The sequence below is a fragment of the Pseudomonas viridiflava genome (assembly GCF_900602065.1).
Taxonomy (GTDB): domain Bacteria; phylum Pseudomonadota; class Gammaproteobacteria; order Pseudomonadales; family Pseudomonadaceae; genus Aquipseudomonas.
Genome location: NZ_UWFN01000291.1, coordinates 1 through 22,836 on the forward strand (window position 1 = coordinate 1; position 22,836 = coordinate 22,836).

At 56.4% G+C, this 22,836-nt stretch carries 25 protein-coding genes and 1 riboswitch; of the genes, 16 read left to right on the forward strand and 9 right to left on the reverse strand.

Annotated elements, in window-relative coordinates:
- Window positions 1-138: 138 nt before the first annotated feature.
- Both EE949_RS22240 and upp read right to left on the reverse strand, forming a co-directional pair.
- A complete protein-coding gene (locus EE949_RS22240; RefSeq protein ID WP_122666281.1) occupies window positions 139-1,416 on the reverse strand; it encodes a uracil-xanthine permease family protein in 1,278 nt (425 codons plus the stop codon).
- Window positions 1,417-1,418: 2 nt separating this feature from the next.
- Complete coding sequence (upp, locus tag EE949_RS22245; protein ID WP_122666282.1) at window positions 1,419-2,054, reverse strand: uracil phosphoribosyltransferase; 636 nt, start codon at window positions 2,052-2,054, stop codon at window positions 1,419-1,421.
- A 183-nt stretch (window positions 2,055-2,237) separates the two neighbouring features.
- Here upp and EE949_RS22250 point away from each other — a divergent pair, with 183 nt between their 5' ends.
- The 6 genes from EE949_RS22250 (at window position 2,238) to EE949_RS22275 (ending at window position 5,513) form a co-directional block, all read left to right on the forward strand.
- On the forward strand, window positions 2,238-2,795 hold the full coding sequence (locus tag EE949_RS22250) for a hypoxanthine-guanine phosphoribosyltransferase (RefSeq protein ID WP_087272989.1): 558 nt from the start codon (window positions 2,238-2,240) through the stop codon (window positions 2,793-2,795).
- A 178-nt stretch (window positions 2,796-2,973) separates the two neighbouring features.
- On the forward strand, window positions 2,974-3,462 hold the full coding sequence (locus EE949_RS22255) for a hypothetical protein (protein ID WP_122666283.1): 489 nt from the start codon (window positions 2,974-2,976) through the stop codon (window positions 3,460-3,462).
- A gap of 67 nt (window positions 3,463-3,529) precedes the next feature.
- Window positions 3,530-3,817 carry a PA4642 family protein gene (locus tag EE949_RS22260; RefSeq protein ID WP_027899526.1) on the forward strand — a complete coding sequence of 96 codons (288 nt, stop codon included), beginning with the start codon at window positions 3,530-3,532 and terminating at the stop codon, window positions 3,815-3,817.
- Between the two features lie 215 nt (window positions 3,818-4,032).
- Window positions 4,033-4,479 (forward strand): hypothetical protein, encoded by a 447-nt coding sequence (locus EE949_RS22265; protein WP_122666284.1) that lies wholly within the window; start codon window positions 4,033-4,035, stop codon window positions 4,477-4,479.
- A gap of 84 nt (window positions 4,480-4,563) precedes the next feature.
- Entirely contained in the window at window positions 4,564-5,004 is a 441-nt protein-coding gene (locus EE949_RS22270; protein WP_122666285.1) for a hypothetical protein, read from the forward strand.
- A 146-nt stretch (window positions 5,005-5,150) separates the two neighbouring features.
- Window positions 5,151-5,513: a hypothetical protein gene (locus EE949_RS22275; protein ID WP_162874370.1), complete on the forward strand. Its 363-nt coding sequence runs from the start codon at window positions 5,151-5,153 to the stop codon at window positions 5,511-5,513.
- A 90-nt stretch (window positions 5,514-5,603) separates the two neighbouring features.
- On the opposite strand, the gene mqo is transcribed toward EE949_RS22275, so the two are convergent.
- The gene (mqo, locus tag EE949_RS22280) at window positions 5,604-7,112 is read right to left on the reverse strand and encodes a malate dehydrogenase (quinone) (RefSeq protein ID WP_122666287.1); all 1,509 of its coding nucleotides are present in this window, start codon (window positions 7,110-7,112) and stop codon (window positions 5,604-5,606) included.
- A 194-nt stretch (window positions 7,113-7,306) separates the two neighbouring features.
- On the opposite strand from mqo, the gene EE949_RS29540 reads away from it, so the two are divergent.
- On the forward strand, window positions 7,307-7,612 hold the full coding sequence (locus EE949_RS29540) for a hypothetical protein (protein WP_162874371.1): 306 nt from the start codon (window positions 7,307-7,309) through the stop codon (window positions 7,610-7,612).
- 234 nt (window positions 7,613-7,846) lie between these two features.
- Here EE949_RS29540 and EE949_RS22285 read toward each other — a convergent pair whose 3' ends face one another.
- The gene (locus EE949_RS22285) at window positions 7,847-8,080 is read right to left on the reverse strand and encodes a hypothetical protein (protein WP_122666288.1); all 234 of its coding nucleotides are present in this window, start codon (window positions 8,078-8,080) and stop codon (window positions 7,847-7,849) included.
- Window positions 8,081-8,255: 175 nt separating this feature from the next.
- Here EE949_RS22285 and EE949_RS22290 point away from each other — a divergent pair, with 175 nt between their 5' ends.
- On the forward strand, window positions 8,256-8,837 hold the full coding sequence (locus EE949_RS22290; protein ID WP_122666289.1) for a YajG family lipoprotein: 582 nt from the start codon (window positions 8,256-8,258) through the stop codon (window positions 8,835-8,837).
- Window positions 8,838-9,070: 233 nt separating this feature from the next.
- Here EE949_RS22290 and EE949_RS22295 read toward each other — a convergent pair whose 3' ends face one another.
- Together EE949_RS22295 and EE949_RS22300 are read right to left on the reverse strand one after the other, a co-directional pair.
- Window positions 9,071-9,277 (reverse strand): hypothetical protein, encoded by a 207-nt coding sequence (locus EE949_RS22295; protein WP_122666290.1) that lies wholly within the window; start codon window positions 9,275-9,277, stop codon window positions 9,071-9,073.
- A gap of 151 nt (window positions 9,278-9,428) precedes the next feature.
- On the reverse strand, window positions 9,429-10,592 hold the full coding sequence (locus EE949_RS22300; RefSeq protein ID WP_122666291.1) for a 1-acyl-sn-glycerol-3-phosphate acyltransferase: 1,164 nt from the start codon (window positions 10,590-10,592) through the stop codon (window positions 9,429-9,431).
- A gap of 120 nt (window positions 10,593-10,712) precedes the next feature.
- Here EE949_RS22300 and EE949_RS22305 point away from each other — a divergent pair, with 120 nt between their 5' ends.
- From EE949_RS22305 to EE949_RS22320, 4 genes are all read left to right on the forward strand, one after another.
- The gene (locus EE949_RS22305; protein ID WP_087273009.1) at window positions 10,713-10,895 is read left to right on the forward strand and encodes a CPXCG motif-containing cysteine-rich protein; all 183 of its coding nucleotides are present in this window, start codon (window positions 10,713-10,715) and stop codon (window positions 10,893-10,895) included.
- A complete protein-coding gene (locus EE949_RS22310; RefSeq protein ID WP_122666303.1) occupies window positions 10,895-11,167 on the forward strand; it encodes a putative signal transducing protein in 273 nt (90 codons plus the stop codon). The genes EE949_RS22305 and EE949_RS22310 overlap by 1 nt, the downstream gene beginning before the upstream one ends.
- Window positions 11,168-11,224: 57 nt before the next feature.
- Complete coding sequence (locus EE949_RS22315; RefSeq protein ID WP_122666292.1) at window positions 11,225-11,854, forward strand: SOS response-associated peptidase; 630 nt, start codon at window positions 11,225-11,227, stop codon at window positions 11,852-11,854.
- A gap of 297 nt (window positions 11,855-12,151) precedes the next feature.
- Window positions 12,152-12,970 carry a M48 family metallopeptidase gene (locus EE949_RS22320; protein ID WP_122666293.1) on the forward strand — a complete coding sequence of 273 codons (819 nt, stop codon included), beginning with the start codon at window positions 12,152-12,154 and terminating at the stop codon, window positions 12,968-12,970.
- 203 nt (window positions 12,971-13,173) lie between these two features.
- Here EE949_RS22320 and EE949_RS22325 read toward each other — a convergent pair whose 3' ends face one another.
- The 3 genes from EE949_RS22325 to EE949_RS22335 all read right to left on the reverse strand — a co-directional run bounded on the left by EE949_RS22325 (window position 13,174) and on the right by EE949_RS22335 (window position 16,167).
- Window positions 13,174-13,758 carry a TMEM165/GDT1 family protein gene (locus EE949_RS22325; protein ID WP_122666294.1) on the reverse strand — a complete coding sequence of 195 codons (585 nt, stop codon included), beginning with the start codon at window positions 13,756-13,758 and terminating at the stop codon, window positions 13,174-13,176.
- Window positions 13,759-13,846: 88 nt separating this feature from the next.
- Window positions 13,847-13,967: riboswitch (yybP-ykoY riboswitch) on the reverse strand.
- Between the two features lie 39 nt (window positions 13,968-14,006).
- Window positions 14,007-15,005 (reverse strand): class I SAM-dependent methyltransferase, encoded by a 999-nt coding sequence (locus tag EE949_RS22330; RefSeq protein ID WP_122666295.1) that lies wholly within the window; start codon window positions 15,003-15,005, stop codon window positions 14,007-14,009.
- A gap of 196 nt (window positions 15,006-15,201) precedes the next feature.
- Window positions 15,202-16,167 (reverse strand): 2-hydroxyacid dehydrogenase, encoded by a 966-nt coding sequence (locus EE949_RS22335; protein WP_122666296.1) that lies wholly within the window; start codon window positions 16,165-16,167, stop codon window positions 15,202-15,204.
- 116 nt (window positions 16,168-16,283) lie between these two features.
- Between EE949_RS22335 and EE949_RS22340 the strand changes: the two genes are divergently transcribed.
- The 4 genes from EE949_RS22340 (at window position 16,284) to EE949_RS22355 (ending at window position 22,514) form a co-directional block, all read left to right on the forward strand.
- Window positions 16,284-16,913, forward strand: a complete 630-nt coding sequence (locus EE949_RS22340; RefSeq protein ID WP_122666297.1) for a LysE family transporter — start codon at window positions 16,284-16,286, stop codon at window positions 16,911-16,913.
- Between the two features lie 223 nt (window positions 16,914-17,136).
- Window positions 17,137-18,813: a fatty acid--CoA ligase gene (locus tag EE949_RS22345; RefSeq protein ID WP_122666298.1), complete on the forward strand. Its 1,677-nt coding sequence runs from the start codon at window positions 17,137-17,139 to the stop codon at window positions 18,811-18,813.
- Between the two features lie 396 nt (window positions 18,814-19,209).
- Window positions 19,210-21,120 (forward strand): DUF1302 domain-containing protein, encoded by a 1,911-nt coding sequence (locus EE949_RS22350; RefSeq protein WP_122666299.1) that lies wholly within the window; start codon window positions 19,210-19,212, stop codon window positions 21,118-21,120.
- 29 nt (window positions 21,121-21,149) lie between these two features.
- The gene (locus tag EE949_RS22355) at window positions 21,150-22,514 is read left to right on the forward strand and encodes a DUF1329 domain-containing protein (RefSeq protein ID WP_162874372.1); all 1,365 of its coding nucleotides are present in this window, start codon (window positions 21,150-21,152) and stop codon (window positions 22,512-22,514) included.
- Window positions 22,515-22,836 lie beyond the last annotated feature (322 nt).

Consider the following 22,836-nt stretch of genomic DNA (forward strand, 5'->3'; position numbering starts at 1 on the left):
GAAATGCGGTGCCCAATTGTGGGAGCGAATTCATTCGCGAAGAGGGCGGTACATTCGACATGTCTCTATCGTCTGTACTGCCGCATTCGCGAATGAATTCGCTCCCACTTGGCCATATCCCGACAGCTAACCGGAGCGTTATGGCAATTGATCATCCAGATGCTTGTTCTTCCACCCGTCATTGCCCGGCAAAAGCAGGTTCAGCGCTATAGCCGTTACCGCGCACAGGGCAATACCCTTCAGGCCGAAATCGTCCGGGCCGTTGCCGGTACCGATCAATACACCGCCAATACCGAACACCAGCGTGACTGACACGATCACCAGATTGCGGGCTTCGGCCAAGTCGACCTTGTGGCGAATCAGGGTGTTCATGCCGACCGCGGCAATCGAGCCGAACAACAGGCAGAGAATCCCGCCCATCACCGGTACCGGAATGCTTTGCAGCAGTGCGCCGAACTTGCCGATGAACGCCAGGGTGATCGCAAACACAGCCGCCCAGGTCATGATCTTCGGGTTGTAGTTCTTGGTCAGCATCACGGCGCCAGTCACTTCGGCGTAGGTCGTGTTGGGTGGTCCGCCGAACAGGCCTGCTGCGGTGGTGGCAATGCCGTCACCAAACAGCGTGCGATGCAGGCCTGGTTTCTTCAGGTAATCGCGACCGGTCACGCTGCCGACCGCAATCACACCACCGATGTGCTCGATGGCGGGCGCGAGGGCTACGGGCACGATGAACAGAATCGCCTGCCAGTTGAACTCCGGTGCCGTGAACGCTGGCAGTGCCAGCCACGGCGCGGCAGCGATTTTTGCAGTGTCGACCACGCCAAAGTAGAACGACAGAGCGAAGCCCACCAGCACGCCGGAGATAATCGGCACCAGACGGAAAATGCCTTTGCCGAACACCGCTACGACCAAGGTGGTCAGCAGCGCAGGCATCGAGATCAGCATCGCGGTGCTGTAAGGGATCAACTCGGCGCCGTCGCCACTTTTGCCCATCGCCATGTTGGCCGCGATCGGTGCCATGGCCAGGCCGATGGAGATAATCACCGGGCCGATCACTACAGGTGGCAGCAGCTTATCGATGAAGCCAGTACCTTTGATCTTCACGGCGAGGCCGAGGAAGGTGTAGACGAAACCCGCCGCCATGACGCCGCCCATGGTCGCCGCGAGGCCAAACTGACCCTTGGCAAGAATGATCGGCGTGATGAATGCAAAGCTCGATGCCAGAAAAACGGGCACCTGACGTCCGGTGACGATTTGAAACAGCAATGTACCCAGGCCTGCGGTAAACAGTGCGACGTTAGGATCCAGCCCGGTGATCAGCGGCATGAGTACCAGTGCGCCGAACGCCACAAAGAGCATCTGCGCGCCGGACAGCACGGTACGCCACAGTGGATCGTTGAACTCGTCCTGCCTCATCATTAATCCTTTTGCTTGGTGCCAAAAATTTTGTCACCGGCATCGCCCAGGCCCGGAATGATGTAGCCATGTTCGTTCAGACGCTCATCAATGGACGCGGTGTAGATGATCACGTCAGGGTGCGCGGCTTCGACCACGGCAATGCCCTCTGGTGCAGCGACCAGAACCATGGCGCGGATTTCCTTGCAGCCGGCTTTTTTCAACAGGTTGATTGTGGCGACCATCGATCCACCGGTGGCCAGCATCGGGTCGATGATCATGGCCAGACGCTCGTCGATTTCCGGAACCAGTTTTTCCAGATACGTGTGCGCTTCAAGGGTTTCCTCGTTACGCGCCACGCCAACGGCGCTGACTTTCGCGCCCGGGATCAGGCTGAGGACGCCGTCGAGCATGCCGATACCGGCACGCAGAATCGGCACTACAGTGATCTTCTTTCCGGCGATTTTCTCGACCGGCACAGTGCCGGCCCAGCCCTGGATATCATAGGTTTCCAGCGGTAAATCGGCGGTGGCTTCGTAGGTAAGCAGGGCACCGACCTCCTGAGCGAGCTCACGGAAGTTCTTGGTGCTGATGTCAGCGCGGCGCATCAGGCCGAGCTTGTGGCGGATCAGCGGATGGCGGATCTCACGAATAGGCATAGGAAAAAGCTCCGGCGGGGGGCAAAAAAACGGCCTAGGTTAATCTATTCAGCTGTTACTGTCCTACGTGCCTTACGGTGTTTTCAGACAATTCCTGACACGTTAGTCCAGAATTGCTTGCTCTGACTGAAGCGGATGCGTACCTTTGCCCGCTTTTCTTACACTGCCCCCCTGGAGAGCGTCATGTCCGCTGATCTCGAGCATATCCGTCAAATCATGCGCGAGGCTGACTGCCTGTACACAGAAGCTGAAGTCGAAGCGGCCATCGCCCGCGTTGGCGCGCACATCAATGCCGAACTGGCCGAGCGCAACCCGGTCGTATTTTGCGTGATGAACGGCGGTCTGATCTTCTCGGGCAAGCTGCTGACTCACCTGAACTTCCCACTGGAGGCGTCTTACCTGCACGCCACTCGCTATCGCAATGAAACCAGCGGCGGTGATCTGTTCTGGAAGGCCAAGCCGGAAGTCTCGTTTATCGACCGTGATGTGCTGATCATCGATGACATCCTTGACGAAGGTCACACGCTGGGCGCGATCATCGACTTCTGCAAACACGCCGGTGCCCGCGCTGTGCACACCGCGGTGTTGATTGATAAAGACCACGACCGCAAAGCACGCCCAGACCTGAAAGCCGACTTTGTGGGCCTGCCGTGCGTTGACCGCTATATCTTCGGTTACGGCATGGATTACAAAGGCTACTGGCGCAACGCTGCCGGGATTTATGCGGTTAAAGGGATGTAATAGCGCACGTGTTTTTGTAGGAGCGAATTCATTCGCGAAGAGGCCGGTGCATTCGACATTTATCTATCGTCTGTACTGCCACATTCGCGAATGAATTCGCTCCCACAGGGCCGCCTGTCCACTGAGGTCACACCTCCCGCATGCTAAAGTGCCAGCCCTGTCCTTGCGGGAAGTCGAAATGAAGCTTTTGATCCGTAGCGCAACACTCGCTCTGCTGTGCTGCCTGGCAGTTGCAGCGCCTGTTTCAGCTGAACCCATGCACGCCCAATACCTGCCGCCAGACGACCTTAATCTGCGTGAAGGCGAACCCGAGCAGCAGCAATTGCTGCAAATCACCGAGTATTCAGTGGTGGTGGGCAATCAGCGTCAATCCAATCAGACACCCATTCCTGTCACAGCCCCGGTACTGCTGCGCCTCAAAGGCAAACCGATGAACAAGGGCGCCACGATCAACGAGGTGCTGATTCATTTCGACAGTGAGAGCAAAAGCCTTAAAAAGCCGGTTTTTGATGACAAGACCCGAGTGCTGAATCTGTATTACCCGGTCGCGCAATATCGAACGCTGATGGATCTGTTGCGCAACGAGAAGCTTTACTGCCAGTTCCTGAGCTATGCCAACGGCCATGTATGGGCAGATTTGCACACCGCAGCCGTGCGTACTCGTTGAGCCTTTTGCCGGGCGAGGGGTAAACTGCCCGCCGGTTAACAAGTCAGCGATCCAGTTGGAGCACGCAATGCGTAAAGATAAAAAGCAGTTGATTGGCGATGAGATCGGTGACGAGCAGGTTAAAGCGTTCCTGCTCTTCGAGCCGGTTGACGCTACATCGCCATCCTTGCACAAGCTGATCAAGGCTTACCGTGGTTTGCGGGTCAATGATTTCGAGCGTTTTCTGGTGTTCTTCCTTGAAGCCGGTTACGACCTAGACGGTAAGGACGAGCACGGCAATGACTTCATTGCGACGATCAAGGACCAGCGTAATGCCGATGAGTATATTGAGCTGATCGAGAAAGCTCGAGGCTGATGGCTTAACAAGGCAGGTGTTCAGTAGCGCCTGCCCTTATTATTGTTTCGGTTGCTTCGGGCTAGGATTGACTAAAGCCACAAGATTGGTCGAACTTTCCTACTTTCCAAGTCTATATTTATTTTTTTAATTTATAAAACTCAAGCCATACTGGTTTGTGCAATCTCATGCGTAAGTTAATAAACTAAATTGCTGTATCGAAATGGATTTCGATGATGAATAAATATGTATCATTTTTTAGCCTGTTTTTTTGTTCCAATTTGCTCTGGGGGGCGGTTAGCGCTCAAGCGGCCAAAAAAATTGATGTTACGGTGGTCAACCAAAGTCAGTCAGATATCTCCCTGACTCAAGCGACCTGGCCTCTGGGAAATTACCATCCAGTGGATTATAAGATTCCCGAGCATTTTACCGGGGAGTTCCGGGTGACCGTACCGGGCGAGATAAAAGGCACTCTATTGTTCACCTATGCTACCGCTAATACTGCCTGTAAATATCGCGCCGATTGGGGGACGGTCCCAGGCAGGGGATGGCTGATCTCAACCCCTGAGCCGTTCGAGACGGTTCGCGGCCAATCGGTGGGACAGTTTGGTGCAGTCTGCAATGCCAGCATCGTCAGGAATGACGCGGATGATGGTTTTAAGCTAAAACTGAGTATCAAGTGATTTCGACATAAGCTGAGGCGTTATCTGCGCACTGACTAGTGTGTTCGGTACATTGTTTTTAATAAGGAAAAGGAATTCCAGAGTATGAACTATTGGGCAGTGACTGCTGTGGTGAGCGTTTCGTTGATAGCCAGTGTTGTTCAGGCTCAAGCGACCACCCTTTACCACGGTGAAATCCGAAACTTTACGGATCAAGATATCTATTTGACCAACCAAAGCTGGGACCCAGGGGGGCGAGATCCCAAGGATCATAAAATTCCGCCTGGCGAAGGGGGCGGGTTCAATGTTCGGATCCCCTCGAAATCTGGCGACGTAAATATCGTTGTGTCCTCACAGGAAGGACGGAGTTGTAATTTTGTCCTGACCTACGGGACTGGAAAACGGGTAAAGGGCCCCCTGACACTTATTGGGCCCACTCACTGGAAGGTCACAAAAAGTTTCGGCAGTACGCCTGCAAAGTGTGAAATGAAAGTGGATGAATGGGTTTATAAAGAGCGGTTCAGTGTTCGTTATCGTATGAAATGAAAAGAAGTATCTTGTGATGCTGATGTCGGAGTGACGAAATGAATTTACATAAGTCCATGAATAGAGTGGGTCTAAAAGCGTTACTCTGTTTGTTTTGGTTGACGGTAAGCGTTGCACACTCTGCCCATGCAGACGGGCGTTACAGAGTGAGCGTCAAGGTCGTCAACCAGACTGCTACACCGTTAGTGCTTAGCGCTGCCAGCTGGGTCGTAAGCCCGGAGCGTATGCGTAGCTATGCTGTACCTGCCCATGGCACCGGCAATTTTAGTTTGATCTACGCCTCGAAGAAAAAAGGTGCGATGAACTTTAGCTACAGTGCAGACAAGAGGTCCTGCACTTTCAAGGCAGGTTACGATACGAACTATTCATTCGGCTGGTTCAAGGCCAATGAAGAGGCTTTTCAATGGGTTGATGCGACATCAGACGGCCTGTTTGGAGCCGTTTGCAAAGGGCGGGTCGTGAGCAATCAGCCTGACGAGGGTTACACCGTTGAATTTCGTATTGAGTAAACGGAGAAATGCTTTACTGCTGAGTTGGCACCATTGAACAGGAATACGCCCGACTATGTAAGTCGGGCGTATGCCTGTTCAGCTTGTTACTTACGCGAAACTTTGCGTTTCGCTGTGCCTTTCTACCAGTTCCAGGCGCTCGTTGTTCTGGATGCTGACCCGCTCATAAAGCTGCGCGTCAGTTTCCAGAGCTTTTTCCCGGGCCGGGAAGATTTCATTCAGCTTGCTTGCCCACTCGCCGTGGGCTTTTTCCGGGAAGCAGCGCTCGATCAGGTCCAGCATGATCGAAACAGTCACCGAAGCACCTGGCGATGCACCCAGCAGTGCGGCCAGAGACCCGTCTTTGGCTGAGACCAGCTCGGTGCCGAACTGCAGGACACCGCCTTTGTTGGCGTCCTTTTTGATGATCTGCACCCGCTGGCCAGCGATTTCCAGGCGCCAGTCTTCGGCTTTCGCCTGTGGATAAAAGCGGCGCAGTGACTCAAGACGCTGCTCCATGGACTGCATGACTTCACTGACCAGGTATTTGGTCAGGTCCATGTTGTCGCGAGCCACGGCCAGCATTGGTTTGATATTGGCCATGCGTACCGAAAGCGGCAGGTCGAGGAAAGAACCGTGCTTGAGGAACTTGGTAGTAAAGCCTGCGTACGGCCCGAACAGCAGGGATTTCTTGCCATCGACTACGCGAGTGTCCAGGTGCGGAACCGACATCGGCGGCGAGCCGACCGCTGCCTGGCTGTAGACCTTGGCCTGATGGTGCTTGACCACTTCGGGGTTGTCGCAACGCAGCCACTGCCCGCTGACCGGGAAGCCGCCAAAGCCTTTGCTTTCTTCGATGCCTGACATCTGCAGCAACGGCAGCGCCGCGCCACCAGCGCCGAGGAAGACGAATTTCGCATCGATTTCACGGGTGGTGCCGCTGTTCACGTCTTTGATGCTGACGCTCCAGCCAGCGCCTTTACGGCTCAGGCCAGTGACGCGCTTGCAGTATTTGACCTGCGCGTCAGGGCTGCTGCTCAGGTGCTTGAGCAGTTGATTGGTGAGGTTGCCGAAGTTGACGTCAGTACCATTCATCACGCGAGTAGCGGCGATCTGCTCGTCGGCTGGGCGGCCGGGCATCATCAGCGGCATCCACTCGGCAAGGGTGGCCTTGTCTTCGGTGTACTCCATGGACGAGAAAGCATGGTGCTTGTGCATGGCTTCGAAACGGGTCTTGAGGAAGGCAATGCCTTTCTCGCCCTGCACGAAGCTCAGGTGCGGCACCGGGCTAATGAAGTTCTTCGAGGAGCCAAAGGTGTCTTTTTGCGTCAGATACGCCCAGAACTGTTTGGAGACTTCGAACTGGGTATTGATCTGCACGGCCTTTTTGATGTCGATGGCACCATCTTTTGCCGGTGGGGTGTAATTGAGCTCGCACAGCCCGGCATGGCCGGTACCGGCGTTGTTCCAAGGGTTGGAACTCTCCGCAGCGCCAGAGTCCATCAGCTCAACGACTTCCAGCTTGAGGCCGGGGTCGAGCTCTTTGAGCAGCACGGCAAGAGTGGCACTCATGATGCCCGCTCCAACCAATACCACATCGACTGCTTCGTTATGCGCCATTAACGCGTCTCCAAAATCTGCAGCACCAAATTGACGGCATACGATCCCGAGGTCAGATGCCTGGTAGCGGGGCTTTGTTCAAAGTTGTGCCCCGATAACCTTGGCCAGGATCTGCATGTCCGATTCTTCGCAATTCTTCGCATCATCAACGGAGGCCACCAAACGGACTGTAATCACGGGTTCATCAGGGCAGCATGAACGCATTTTTCAGCCCGGTCAGCCATTCGACTATCGTCAAGGCATCCGGTTATGCAACCAAATCCGTAGCGGACAGGCTTCAGACTCCAGTCATGGAGGCTGCGCAGCAGCAATCGATCCTGTTCAAAAGGGCTGGGTCTGATGCTAATGGTGCATTTACAAACGCGTACCTGTTCATTTGCTCGCCACACTCTTGTGAAGTAGTGAAACCCGTTTTTTCGCGCTCTTTTGGAGACGCGAACCTCAACCTCAAAAAGGGCTGCACGATGACAGCACCGGCAGATCAGCTGCATGCATCCTGAGGTGTTGGCGAGCGAAAGGTTCGAAACAAATCGAGCCATTGGGCACTGACCAACACGCAATGTGCGTGCATATGACCTGTGTGGGCGGCTCTCTGTGGGCATTACGGAGGCGCTAATCCGGAGATTAGCCATGCTGCGAGGCCCGATCAGGAGACGTCCTTATAATCGGGGGGAGATTATAGCGATGAAACGACAGGAATTGATCGGCTTAAGTGACTTTTATTCGCTTTTCGGTCAGGCCATGCGCAACTGACGGGCTGCAGGTTGCCCGGCACGGCGGACGAGGCGGGCGTTGAGCGGCAGTGGCTGGTTCAGCCAGGACAGATTCTGCTCGGTGACTTCGACCCAGCCCTGACCCACAGGGGGCTGGCTGCATTGCTTGAAGGCACGGCAAATGCCGATCTGATCAATGCGCGCGTAATGGCGGTACTTGGGGCGAGAACTGAAGAGTGACCAGATAAAGTCCATGGTGTGGCTCCCGGTTGGTTTAGGCGCAAGTCTGCACGGCACACATGACACCGTCGTGACGTGCTTGTTGCTGAACCATTGCATGACTGAAGCGGTCCGATTTTCACTGGTTGGCGGCGCTGGGAGGCCGCTATACTGCGGCACATTTAGTGCCTGGCCCATTGGAGAGATGAGCATGCTGCGTCGCATTTTGTTTGGTTTGCTTGCTGTAACGAGTCTGACTCTGGTCGGCTGTGCCCACAGCCCGCAACAACTTAGCCCGCAACCCAAGCTGAACGCTCAGTTGGCGCCGGTAGGCCGCGGTCAGCCGGTGGTGGTGCGTGTGGTCGACGGTCGCCCAAGCCCGACGCTGGGAACTCGCGGTGGTATGTACCCGGAAACCAGCGCAGTCAGCGTTGCCGGCGCAGACGTTGTGCCCAAGTTGCAGGCACAGGCTGAGGCCGCAGTGCGTCTGCTGGGCTTCACTCCTTCACAGGGCGGCAGCGGTCCACAGTTGACGGTGACTTTGGCTGATCTCAAATATCAGTCGCCGAAAGAAGGTCTGTACGTGACTGAAGCAACAATCAGCGCCACGTTCCGTGCCGAGGTGCAGAACAACGGTCGCAACTACGCAGGTCGCTATGCAGCCTCGCTGGACCAGCGCTTCGGCATGGCCCCGAACCAGGAAACCAACACCCGCTTGGTCAGCGACGTGTTGAGCGACGCGCTGACGCGTCTGTTCCAGGATCAGACCATCGGCAACACACTGGCTCAGTAACACCAGCGCTGTTGTAAAAAAGCCCGGCTCTCTTGCGAGATGCCGGGCTTTTTTGTGGGCAGGTCCCTGTTGCGCTGCGAACACAGTCTCTTGTGGGAGCTGAGCTTGCTCGCGATGAGGCTGGACGCGATCTAAAGGGAACCGCGTCAAGCCTCATCGCGAGTAAGCTCAGCTCCCACAGGGAATGTGTTTCAATTCTGAGGCCTGCTTTTGTTGCGAATGCTGTATGCGTCTCAAGCCGCCTGCTGATAAAAGTCCAGAAAGCTGAAGCCCGTCTGCAGGTCCATGTCCGGCAGGTCGGGATGCTGATGGCCGCCAAGCGCGCAATACACCAGCCAGTTGCGGTCCTGAACGTTGAACGACCAAGCGTCGATCAACGCTTCCTGCTCGTCGCTAGGAGCGATCAAATAAAGGCGGTCCTGGTTTTTGGCGTGCAGCATGACGAGCTCCATTGGGTCGAGGTTCTGCCTCGAAGGAGCCATAGAGTGCCCGGGTCAGGTTACGGAACTGTGACGACGAAGAAAATTGTCTGACAATTTTCAGGCATAAAAAAGGCGCTTGATATCAGCGCCTTTTTTACCGTCAGCAGGATCAGAGCGGGATGCCAGCCTTTACCCGGTATTGATTGCGTACAGGCGTCGCATACTGCTGGATCAGGTAAGGCTGATGCTCGACCGGGCACTCATCGAGACGACGTTGCCATTCTTCCTGAGCCTTGGCCAGTTCCGGCGCAGCGAATACATCCTTGGCCAACGGTACGTTGAGCGACGAATCTGCATCGGCCCATTGTGCGTAAGCCAGGTAATGGACGGGGAACAGGCGGTAACCACCGAGAATCTGCCGGTCCATTTCAATGGCCAGCGCTTTGGTGTCTTCGAAAAGCTCGGTGATCGGTGGCGCAAAGTTCACATGGACGCGGCCCTTGTAGCCGGTAATGCCCAAGGCGATGCTGACGTCATCCTCGCCCGGCGCTTTGCTGTAAGTGCCGGTGGTGGCGCGAATGTACAGCTCCCGGGCCTTGGCATGATCGCAAGGGTCGTATTCGTAGCTAATGGACACCGGCGTCAGGTTCAGTGACTGAATCACTTCGGCGAACGGTTCGTCCTTGCGGCTCATGTGGAACATCTTGAGGATTGCCGACTCAGTACGGTCATCACCGTCCTTGGCACGGCCTTCAGCCTGGGCAATCCAGATCGATTGGCAGTCGTTGCGAATCGAGTGGTTGATGTAGGCAGACAGCAACTGGTAGGCCGCCATCTTTTCCCGGCGCCCGGCGATGGAACGGTGCACGATGAAGCTCTTGTTCAGGCGCATCAGATCGCTGACAAAAGGTTTTTGCAGGAGGTTATCGCCAATCGCGATGCGCGGTGTCGGCAGGCCTGCGTGGTACACGGCGTAATTGACAAAAGCCGGGTCCATCACGATATCGCGGTGGTTGGCCAGAAAGAGATAGGCGCTGCCGGATTTGAACTGCTCGACGCCCGTGTAGGTCACACCGTCGGTAGCGCGCTCAATGGTGTGGTCGACGTAGTATTCGACCTTGTCCTGCAGGGTGGCAACCGAATTGATGCCCACGAACTGGCGGCGCAGCTTGCGGGCGATGATCGGTTGCAGTGCCCAGCCTAACGCGCCTGCCAGTTTCGGGAAGCGGAAGCGGGTCAGGATCGAGAGAAACTCTTTGTCGCTGAGCAAACGCTCAAGCACCGCTGAGACTTCAGCGTCGTTGTAAGGTCGGATGGCATCAAATTCGCCCATCATGCTCTCTTGTAGGGGGTGACAAAGTAATAGGGGAGGCCAAGTCTGGAAAACACGTCCAGACTCTAGCAGAGCCTTGAAAGACCGCGATTATACGCACAACTGATCCCGGAGACCGCGATGCAGGAAATTCAGAGTTACGACTGCCCTTACTGCGGTGAGCCGGTCGAGGCGGTGCTGGACTTGTCTGGCGGTGACCAGCAGTACATAGAGGATTGCCCGGTCTGTTGTCGGCCCATTGTCTTCGACTTGCAAACCGATGGTGAAGACTGGAGTCTGGATGTTCGCAGCGAGAACGAATGATGCAGAAAGTCTACGAGCCGGAAAACCTCATGGAAGGCGAGCTGTTACAAGGCATGCTCGCCAGCGAAGGTATTGAAGCGCACCTCACCGGCCAGCACTTGCTGGGCGCCCTTGGCGAGTTGCCAGCCCTCGGCCTGTTGGGGTTGCTGGTGGACAACGATCAGGTCGAACAGGCGCGACAGTTGATCACTGAGTACAATGCGGCGCTGCCTTTCTCTGGAGGCGAGCCCGGTGATGAGCCGGACAATTTCCCTGACGTGCTGGTGTGTTGAGCGGCTTAATGGCCTTGTCTCCACAGTTCAGCGCGTCCAAACGAGTTTTATAGCCCCATGTGTGGACGTTATGCGCTGTTTCGTTGGACGCCCGCTTTTGCGGCCTTGCCCGGTTTTCCGGCTGACCAACAAGCGCAATGGAATATTTCGCCAGCGGACTCGGTACTCATGCTGCGTGCCGTTGCCGGCACTGAGGGCGATCTTGAACTGGCTCGTGCGCGTTGGGGGCTTACCCCGCCGTGGCTGACTGATCTGTCCCGTACCCCCGCTCACGCCCGCGCCGAGACCTTGGCCGAGCAACCGATGTTTCGCGAAGCGTTTCGCCTGCGCCGCTGCCTGCTGCCCGCCAACGGTTTTTATGAATGGCGCGGTACTACCCGTAAACGGCCTTTCTGGCTGACACCCGGGGAGGGCTCGGCGCTGTTTTTTGCGGCTATATGGGAAGCGTACCCGGTGCAGGGCCATACGTACCTGAGTGTCGCGGTGGTCACGCAACTGGCTGCCAGTCAGCGGCGTCCGTTGATTCTCGACGCTCAAGGACAGAAAGACTGGCTCGCAGCCGATACACCATTGCCGACCTTGCAGGCGCTGCTCGCCGCTCCACAAACCGCGCTGCGCGAGCGGCCGTTGGCCAATCTGGTCAACGATCCGAAGCTCAATGCGCCTGAGTGTCTGACGCCGTTGTGATGGGCACAGGTTCATAGGCAATGCGGTCTACTGTGGGAGATTCTATGTTCGTCCGCAATCGCTGGTCTTGCCTCGTAAGACCGTTATGTGGGAGCGGTGCTTGCCCGCGATCAAGATTACTCGGTATGTCTGATGCACCGAGGTGCCTGAGTCGCGGGCAAGCACCGCTCCCACACGAGATCACACACATACAGGAACCATCACCGCTTTACGCGGACAAAGCGCCTGTCAGCCAGTATCTGGCGCGTAAGTCGTTCACCGCCTAGGATGAGCGCCATGTTCAGAGGGAGATTCATCATGCGTCAGAAGTTTGCTCTATGTGCCTTGAGCGCAGCCATCCTGCTTGGCGGCTGCCAGGCCGTGAATACCACCAGCGGCGATTCGGTCGGTGTCGAGCGCAAGCAATACATGTTCAGCATGCTTTCGACCGATGAGGTCAATCAGATGTATGCCCAGTCCTACAAGGAAACAGTCGGCGAGGCGTCGACCAAGGGCGTGCTCGACACCACCAGCGCCAATGCCAAACGTGTGCATACGATTGCTGACCGCCTGATCGGTCAGGCACCCAAGCTGCGCCCGGATTCTGCGCAGTGGCAGTGGGAAGTGAACCTGATCAAAAGTGATGAACTGAACGCCAACTGTGGTCCGGGCGGCAAGATCATTTTCTACACCGGTCTGATCGATAAGCTGAAGCTGACAGACGATGAGATTGCGGCGGTGATGGGCCATGAAATTGCCCATGCCTTGCGTGAGCACGGACGTGAGTCGATGTCCAAGGCTTATGGCGTTGCAATGGCCAAGCAGGGCGCGGGCGCCATTCTTGGATTAGGGCAAGACAGCATGGCATTGGCCGATACGGTGGTTAACTACAGCCTGACCTTGCCTAACAGTCGCAGTAACGAAAACGAGGCTGATCTACTGGGCCTGGAGTTGGCAGCACGGGCGGGTTACAACCCGAATGCCGCCATTACCCTGTGGCAGAAAATGACCCAGAATTCCGGTGGCTCGCAGCCTGAGTTCATGAGCACTCACCCGGCTTCGGAAAGTCGCATCGCGTCTTTGCAGGCAGCGATTCCCAAGGTGATGCCGTTGTATAACGCTGCTCCAAAATCCTGAGGAGTTTGCTTGTCCTGTAGGCGCTGATTATTGGCGAAGCGTGGCGCTCATTACTGGATTTAAATGCATTTTCTGTAGGAGCTGCCGAAGGCTGCGAAGCAATTGTCCTGACACTCCGCGATCGCAGCCTACGGCAGCTCCTACAGGTCCGGTGTGTTCTACGCGACGGCGCTGTGTCAGGGACACAGTGCGCGTTCCTACAGTTAAATCCAGCCACTCACCTGCATCGCCTTGTACACCGCCACCAGCGCCAGTACGAAGAAGGCGCTCGCTGCCAGACGGCGGATCAGGGTCAAGGGCAGTTTTTCGGCGGCGAAATTGCCGGCCAGTACCACTGGCACGTTAGCCAGCAACATGCCCAGGGTAGTACCCAGAATCACCAGCCATAGATACGAATATTGCGCGGCGAGCATGACCGTAGCGATTTGCGTCTTGTCGCCGATTTCAGCAATGAAGAACGCGATCAGCGTGGTCATGAACGGGCCAAACTTGCGTGCGGTATTGGCTTCGTCGTCATCTATCTTGTCCGGAACCAACGTCCACAGCGCAGTGGCTGCGAAGCTAGCGGCGAGAATCCAGTGCAGGGTTGCATCCGAGAGGAAACTGCTGAACCAGGCACCTACGGCACCGGCTGCGGCATGGTTGGCCAATGTCGCGGCGACAATGCCGGCAATGATCGGCCAGGGCTTGCGAAAGCGAGCGGCCAGAATAAGCGCGAGGAGTTGGGTCTTGTCACCGATTTCGGCTAGTGCAACGACAGCGGTGGGGACCAACAGGGATTCCAGCATCAGGTTTTCCTAAGGGGCGGGTCGACACGGCTATGACACGTACAGCCTCCCCGCCCCGGGTAAGGTGTTCGTGTCATAGGTCTTGTCAAACCACCGATCCGTCTGAGCGGATTCGGGGTCGTACGCACCATGGTCTGAGGACCAAGTATGTTGATGCGTACCGGACGAGCATGGCGCTCGTGGGAGACTACTCCCCTAGGACGGAGCGGATTCTGCCTCCAGCTTTCACTTTGGGCAAGTGCTTATTTTCAAGCCCGCTTGGCACGGTAGATTCTGAAGCCATTTCCTTCAGCCTTGATCGCGCATACGCCAAAGTGCTCCTCAATGATCGGTTGATACTTGAGAAAACTATTAGCGACTAGCCGAAGTTCGCCGCCTGATTTCAGATGTTGGCGTGCTTTTCTCAGCAGGTTTTCCGTGGCTTTGTAGTCCGTGTGGACCCCGACATGGAAGGGCGGATTGCTCAGAATAGTGCTCAAGCCCATAGGCGCTGCATCGATACCGTCGCCCGTCAGCACTTCTGCCTCCAGCCCGTTTGCAGCAAGGGTCAGGCGGGTGCTGGCGGTGGCAAATGCATCGACGTCGAGCATGATCACATTGTTATGCGGGTAGCGACGTTTTACCGCAGCCCCTAGCACGCCTGCGCCGCAACCGAAGTCGAGCAAGTTGCCGCTGGGCAGCTTGTCGATGTTCTGCAGCAACAATGCCGAGCCACGGTCCAGTCGGCCCTGGCTGAAAACGCCCGGCAGGCTGACAACCTTGAGCGGACCGTCTTCCATTTCGACTTCGTAATGCTGGGCGAGGCTTTCCAGCGTTACCGCTTTTGGGGCGTCTTCAACGGTGACTTGCCAAAGCTGGCAATGACGAGCGCTATCCAGCTTGCGGGCGCGGCCAAACGGGCTCAGCTGTTTGGCGGCGGCTTCGATACCGCTGCGTTTTTCACCGACCAGAAACAGTTCACGTCCCGCCAGGCGCGAGGCGAGGGCATTGAGCAAATAGTTGGTCAGTTCTCGCGCTTTGGGCAAAAACACCACGGCGGCCTCGAATGGCAGCTCAGGGACTGTTACGCCGAAATGGCTACGACCTTCAAAGCGTGCATCCAGTGCAGCCTGATCACCTGCGTGCCAGCACCAGCCCTGGGCGTGCGGCAGGCGGCCGAGCAAATCATCAGCAGGCAGGCCGGCGAGCAGCAGGGAGCCCTGAAACAGTTCGGCCTGACGGAGTAACACTTCACTGCGCGGGTCCATGGTGGGCTCCTCGAAAAAGCGCGGAGTCTAACAGTTTGGTTGCCAGCCGGAGTTGTTAAGAACTCGCTCTGATTAAACAACACATAACTATCTGAATTTACGAAGATCCTGTGGGACCGGATGAATCCGGTCACACAGGTCCTGTGTTTGCCTCAAGACAGTGCGGGGCTCCCACAGGGCAGGGCGTCATCGCGGTCTAGCTCACCACCCGAACCGGTTTGCCCGCAAAGAACCCCAGTGCATTCTCGGTCACCTGGCTGACGATTCGTTGCCGTGCTTCACGGGCACCCCAGGCGCTGTGAGGGGTGATGATCAGGCGTGGAATATCGCCTGCCAGTAGCGGGTTGCCCGCACTCGGCGGCTCAACCGTGAGTACGTCGGTAGCGGCACCGCCCAGTTGGCCGTTACGCAACGCGTCGGCCAGGGCTTGCTCATTGATCAGCCCGCCGCGGGCGGTATTGATGATGTACGCGTGCGGCTTGAGCAGGCTTAGCTCGTGGGCTCCGATCATGTCGCGGGTGTCGTCGTTGAGCGGGCAATGCAAGGTCAGAGCGTCAACCTGAGGCAACAGTTCTTCGAGTGGCAAGCGGTCCGGGCGAGCAGGGCGGCCGGGGATTTGCCCAAGGACGACACGCATGCCAAACGCCTCGGCCAGTTTTGCCACCGCGCCACCCAATTCACCATGGCCCAGCAGGCCCAGTGTTTTGCCTTCCAGCTCAACGATGGGAAAGTCCAGCAGACAGAACTGCTTAGACTTCTGCCAGAGGCCTTGCTGCACTGCTTTTTGATAGTCGGGCAGGCTGGTAGCGAGTGCCAGTAACAGCATCAATGTGTGCTGAGCGACCGATGGTGTGCCGTAACCCTGACAGTTGCAGACGGTAACCCCATGATGGCGGGCCGCAACCAGGTCGATGTTATTGGTGCCGGTGGCAGTCACCAGTACCAGTTTGAGGTCCGGACAGGCTGCGAACGTGTTGGAGTCGATCACCATCTTGTTGCTGATCGCCACCTGCGCGCCTTGCAGTCGATCAATCACCTGATCAGGACTGGTGCTGGTGTGTAGCGTCAGCTCATTGAAGCATTCACGCAGCGCGCTGAAGTCCAGATCGCCCAGATCCAACGACGTGTAGTCGAGAAAAACTGCCTTACCGTGATTGCTCATCAGCTGTACCTGTTAATGGACGTATTGAAGGCTTAATGTGGCTAGCCTAACAGAGCGAAACGCTTGCTTACATTTTGGCCGGCTTATCTTTAGGCCAGCTTTTTTGGAGAATCACCATGTATTGGGCCGAGTTTCTCACCGTTGCCTTGATCCACTTGCTCGCTGTCGCCAGCCCCGGACCGGATTTCGCCGTGGTCGTGCGAGAAAGTGTGGCCCATGGACGCAAGGCGGGTACCTACACCGCCATGGGCGTGGGAACGGCGATTTTCCTGCACGTCGGTTACTCGCTGCTGGGGATTGGTTTGATTGTTTCGCAGTCGATCGTGCTGTTCAACGCGCTTAAATGGGCGGCCGCCGCGTATCTGCTTTACATCGGCTTCAAGGCGCTGCGGGCCAAGCCTGCCAACGCCAGCGATGCACCGGTCAACGTTGCCGCAGGTGAGCGCACGGCTCGTGGTGCGTTTACCAGCGGCTTTATCACCAACGGCCTGAATCCCAAGGCCACGCTGTTTTTTCTGTCGTTGTTCACCGTAGTGATCAACCCGCACACGCCGCTGTGGGTTCAGGCCGGTTATGGCGTGTATCTGGCGGTAGCGACAGGACTGTGGTTTTGCATGGTGGCGCGTTTGTTCAGTCAGGAGCGTGTGCGCGCAGGCTTTGCACGTATGGGGCACTGGTTTGATCGCGCCATGGGTGGTGTATTGGTAGCGTTGGGTCTGAAATTGGCGCTGACTGAGAGTCATTGATACAACTTTTTGCCCAATACGATGCAACTGTAGGAGCTGCCGAAGGCTGCGAAGCATCTATCCTGACACACCGCCATCGCAGCCTTCGGCAGCTCCTACAGGGTAGTGTCAGGCTGACAACTGCTTATCCGGCAAATCATCCCTTTGGCTGATTTGACTGGCGAGGTACCGCTCTAGAGTCCATATTTCAAGCCACGCCCGTGCACTTTGAAAAGGAACTCTTATGTTGCAGACCCGCGTTATTCCGCCAGCCGACGGTGCCTATCAATATCCTCTGTTGATCAAGCGGCTATTGATGTCAGGCAGCCGTTACGAAAAAACCCGGGAAATCGTCTACCGCGACACCGTTCGCTATACCTATCCAGAACTGATCGAGCGCGTCTGCCGGTTGGCCAATGTGCTCAGTGCCGCTGGCGTCAAGGCGGGCGATACAGTGGCGGTGATGGATTGGGACAGCCACCGTTACCTTGAGTGCATGTTTGCCATTCCGATGATTGGCGCCGTGATTCACACCATCAACGTTCGGCTCTCGCCGGATCAAATCGTCTACACGATGAACCATGCCGAAGATAAGTTCGTGCTGGTCAACAGCGAGTTCGTCGGTCTGTATCAGGCAATGGCCGGGCATCTGACCACCGTCGAGAAAACCCTGCTGCTGACGGACCTGCCGGAAAAGACTGCTGAGTTGCCCAATCTGGTGGGCGAATACGAGACGCTGCTGGCTCAGGCCAGTGCTCAGTACGAATTCGAGGATTTCGACGAAAACTCCGTCGCCACAACGTTCTATACCACCGGCACCACGGGCAACCCCAAAGGCGTGTATTTCAGCCATCGCCAGTTGGTGCTGCACACCATGGGCGTCGCGACCATTGTTGGCAGTGCCGAGCGCTTGCTGGGCACCGATGATGTGTACATGCCCATCACGCCGATGTTTCACGTGCATGCCTGGGGCATGCCTTACGCGGCGACCATGCTCGGGGTCAAACAGGTTTATCCCGGCCGCTATGATCCGGAGTTTCTGGTCGAGTTGTGGCGCAAGGAGAAAGTCACTTTTTCCCATTGCGTGCCGACCATCATGCAAATGGTCCTCAACGCAAAGGCTGCGCAAGGCGTCGACTTTGGAGGCTGGAAGATCATCATCGGCGGCAGCTCGTTGAACCGCACGCTATATGAAGCGGCCAAGGCGCGTGGCATTCAACTGACTGCCGCTTATGGCATGTCGGAAACCGGCCCGTTGATTTCGGTTGCGCATTTGAATGACGAACTGCGTGCGGGCAGCGAGGACGAGCGCGTCACGTATCGAATCAAGGCGGGCGTACCAGGCATTCTGGTAGACGCGGCGATTGTTGATGAAGAGGGTAACTTCCTTCCCGCCGACGGTGAATCCATGGGCGAGTTGGTGCTGCGAGCACCCTGGTTGAGTGAAGGTTATTACCGTGAGCCGCAAAAAGGCGCCGAGATGTGGGCCGGTGGCTGGCTGCATACGGGGGACGTGGCAACACTCGACAGCATGGGTGTCATCGACATTCGTGACCGGATCAAGGATGTGATCAAGACCGGCGGCGAATGGATTTCGTCCCTGGCGCTGGAGGATCTGTGCAGTCGCCATCCCGGGGTTCGCGAAGTTGCCGTGGTGGGGATCGCAGACCCGCAATGGGGCGAGCGGCCTTTTGCACTGCTGGTGGTGCGAGAGGGACACAGCATCGAGGCGAAGGATCTGAAAGAGCACCTCAAGCCCTTCGTCGAACTGGGGCATATCAACAAGTGGGCGATCCCGCATCAGATCGCGGTTGTTACTGAAATTCCCAAGACCAGCGTCGGCAAGCTCGACAAGAAGCGTATGCGGCTGGATATCGTCGAATGGCAGAGCACCAACAGCAGCTTCCTCTCGACGCTCTGATCGTGCGGGCAAGGTGAATACGGCACTTTTTCCACCTTGCCCGGGTCTGAGCCGTGCCTGCCGGGTGCGGCTTGTCGGCTCAGCGCTGACCAAGCAAGCGCTTGGCTTGCCAAATCCGCAAATTAAGCCATTCTCCCCACGAGCCCGCTGACGTCATCGGGCGCAAATACGCGCGGCAGAGAGTCTTGGACTGCAAATCACACTTTAGAGGGATCAAGCAGTGCGACCTGCTGGCTATAGTCGGTATCAGGGGCTGGGTAAAAACGAATGAAGACACTGATCCGTTGTAACCTTCTGGGTTACCCGATGAGCGTTGGACTGTCTGTCGCAAGATGGACTGTGCCGTTTTTAGCAGTACCACTGCCAAAACAATAAAAAACACATGGAGTAGCGTCGATGACATCAGCAAACCAGTTCTGGCGCCGGGCAAAACTGCCTCTGGCCGTCAGTCTCGCTTCTACGCTCGCCGGTCCTGCTTTCGGCGTCAGCTTCAACATTGGCGAAATCGAAGGCAAGTTCGACTCGTCGCTCTCCGTGGGCGCCAGTTGGTCTACCGAGAAAGCCAACAAGAATCTCATCGGTTCCAACAACGGCGGGCATGGCCTGTCGCAGACGTCCGATGACGGCCACTTGAACTTCAAACGCGGTGAAACGTTTTCGAAAATCTTCAAGGGCATTCACGATCTTGAGTTGAAGTACGGCGACACCGGTGTGTTTGTGCGTGGCAAATACTGGTACGACTTTGAACTCAAGGACGAGAACCGCGAGTTCAAGGACATCAGCGATTCCAATCGCAAGGAAGGCGCGAAGTCTTCTGGCGGGCAGATTCTCGACGCCTTCGTTTACCACAACTACAGCATCGGCGATGAGCCAGGTTCTGTGCGTTTCGGTAAACAGGTGGTCAGCTGGGGTGAAAGTACTTTCATCCAGGGCGGTATCAACAGCATCAACCCGGTCGACGTGTCCGCGTTCCGTCGTCCAGGCGCCGAAATCAAGGAAGGCCTGATTCCGGTCAACATGTTCTATCTGTCGCAAAGCATTACTGAAAATCTTTCCGCAGAAGGTTTTTACCAGCTTGAGTGGGACCAGACCGTTACCGATAACTGCGGCACGTTCTTCTCGCAGCCGGATGTAATTTCGGATGGTTGCGACGGCAATCTTGCAGTGTTGCGCAGCCAGGCAGGTTTGGCTGCTGCTTTACCGGCGGTTGCCAGGCCGACAGTGTTCAATGCTCTGGCTGCACAAGGTGTCAGGTGGGGTAACCCTGACGAGGGTGCAGTCGTGCGCCGGGGTCCTGATCGTGATGCCCGTGACGGCGGTCAGTTTGGCGTAGCCATGCACTACAACTTTGAGCCGCTGGACACTGAGTTCGGCGCTTATTTCATGAACTACCACAGTCGTGCGCCAATTTTCAGCGGTCGGGGCGCTCCAGCGGGCTCATACAACCCTGCCGCGCTGATCGCTGCACTCGGTCCGTTGGCTGCGCAACCGGGTCTGGTTGCCTCTTTGATGCCACTGGTCGTTGCGGGCAACTCCAGCTACTACGTCGAATACCCTGAAGATATTCAACTGTACGGGTTGAGCTTCTCCACCACGTTGCCTACCGGTACCGCGTGGAGCGGTGAGATCAGCTACCGTCCAAACGCTCCGGTGCAGATCAATACCACCGACATCCTGTATTCAGGCATCACGCCACTGGACTCAACCGTATCGCCGCTGCAAGGCAGCCCCGACACCGATCAACCAGGTTATCGCCGCAAAGAAATCACCCAACTGCAAACCTCGTTTACCCAGTTCTTTGATCAAGTGATGGGAGCCGAGCGTCTGACCGTCGTGGGTGAAGTGGGCTGGACACACGTTGGCGGGCTGGAAAGCACTTCGAAAATCCGCTACGGCCGCGACCCAAGCTACGGTCCAGGCCCGCTGGCTAACGGCCGTTGCACATCACTCAACGCCCAAACTCTGGGAACTGCCCCTCAAAACAACGTGAGTCGCTATTGCGAAGACGATGGCTTCACTACTGCCAACTCGTGGGGCTATCGCGCTCGCGCCATCTGGGATTACAACAGTGTATTTGCCGGTGTGAACCTGCGTCCGAGCGTTGCCTGGTCGCATGACGTCAAGGGGTACTCGCCCGGCCCTGGCGGCAACTTCGAGGAAGGCCGTAAAGCGGTTAGCCTGGGTCTGGATGCCGAATACCAGAACACCTACACAGCGGCACTTTCGTACACCAACTTCTTTGATGGCAAGTACACCACGGTCGATGATCGCGACTTCGTGTCGCTCAGCTTTGGCATGAACTTCTAAGAACACGGTTTTTCAGGACGACTATGAAAATGAAAATAACAAAGAGTCTGTTGCAAGTCGGTGTGCTCGGATTGTCGCTGCTGGCAACCGGTGTCATGGCGGCTGTGTCTGAATCTGAAGCAGCAAAGCTTGGAACCACGTTGACGCCCATGGGCGCTGAAAAGGCCGGTAATGCTGCCAACACCATCCCTGCCTGGAGCCCGATGCCAAAGAATGCAGGGGCGGTAGATGCCAAAGGCTTCCTCGCCAACCCGTATGCCAGTGAAAAACCGCTGTTCACCATCACCGCGGCTAACGTGGAGCAGTACAAGGCTAATCTGGCACCGGGTCAGTACGCGATGTTCAAGCGCTACCCTGAAACTTTCAAAATGCCGGTCTATCCATCCCATCGCGGTGCGACGGTGCCGGATGAGGTGTTCGCGGCCATCAAGAAAAACGCCACCAATACCAAAGCGGTAGGCGGCGGTAACGGCCTTGAGAATTTCGATACGGCGGTGCCGTTCCCGATTCCGCAGAGTGCCAACGAAGTCATCTGGAACCACATCGGGCGGTATCGTGGGGGGAGCGTAAAGCGTCTGGTAACCCAGGCCACTCCGCAGCCTAACGGGTCATACAGTCTTGTGTACTTCAGCGATCAGTTCGTGTTTCGCGACAAGATGAAGGACTACGATCCTAAGAATCCTGGCAACGTATTGTTCTACTTCAAGCAGGAAGTGACCGCACCAGCGCGTCTGGCTGGCAGCGTATTGCTGGTGCACGAAACCCTCAATCAGGTTGCTGAACCGCGTTCCGCATGGCTCTACAACGCGGGTCAGCGTCGGGTCCGCCGCGCTCCGCAGGTTTCCTATGACGGGCCGGGCACTGCGGCTGATGGCTTGCGTACCTCGGACAACCTGGACATGTTCAACGGTGCACCGGATCGCTACGACTGGAAACTGGTTGGCAAACAAGAGATGTATATCGCTGCCAACAGCTACAAGCTGGACGATCCGAAGCTCAAGTACGCTGACATCATCAAGGCCGGTCATATCAATCAGGACCTTGCCCGCTATGAACTGCGCCGTGTCTGGCACATCACCGCAACGCTCAAGGAAGGCCAGCGCCACATCTACGCCAAGCGTGACTTCTTTATTGATGAGGACACCTGGCAGGCAGCGGTTATCGACCATTACGACGGTCGCGGCCAACTGTGGCGTGTCGCCGAGGCTCATGCCGAGAACTACTACGATAAACAAGTGCCGTGGTATGCCCTGGAAACTATCTATGACCTGCAGTCAGGCCGCTATCTGGCTTTGGGCATGAAGAACGAAGAGAAACGTGCGTATGACTTCGGCTTCACCGCCACCACCAGTGAGTTCACGCCTAATGCACTGCGCCAGGAGGGTGTGCGCTGATTTCTTTGAAGGCCTCGCGGCAAACACAGGACCTGTAGGAGCTGCCGGAAGCTGCGATCGCAGTGTGTCAGGAAGAATGCTTCGCAGCCTTCGGCAGCTCCTACAGAAAATGCATTTCAATGCCGTAGGTTGCATGGTGCTAGATGAGGGCGAATTCATCAGGCGACAGATATGTTTTGAATGCTCCGGCCGCTTCGCGAATAAATTCGCTCTCACAGGTACCGTATTTGATTGCCGGTAGATGATGATTCAAAAAATGTTGTGACTCACCCGAAGCCCCGTAACAGGGGCTTTTTTATGGGTGTGTATTCGGTTCGATGAT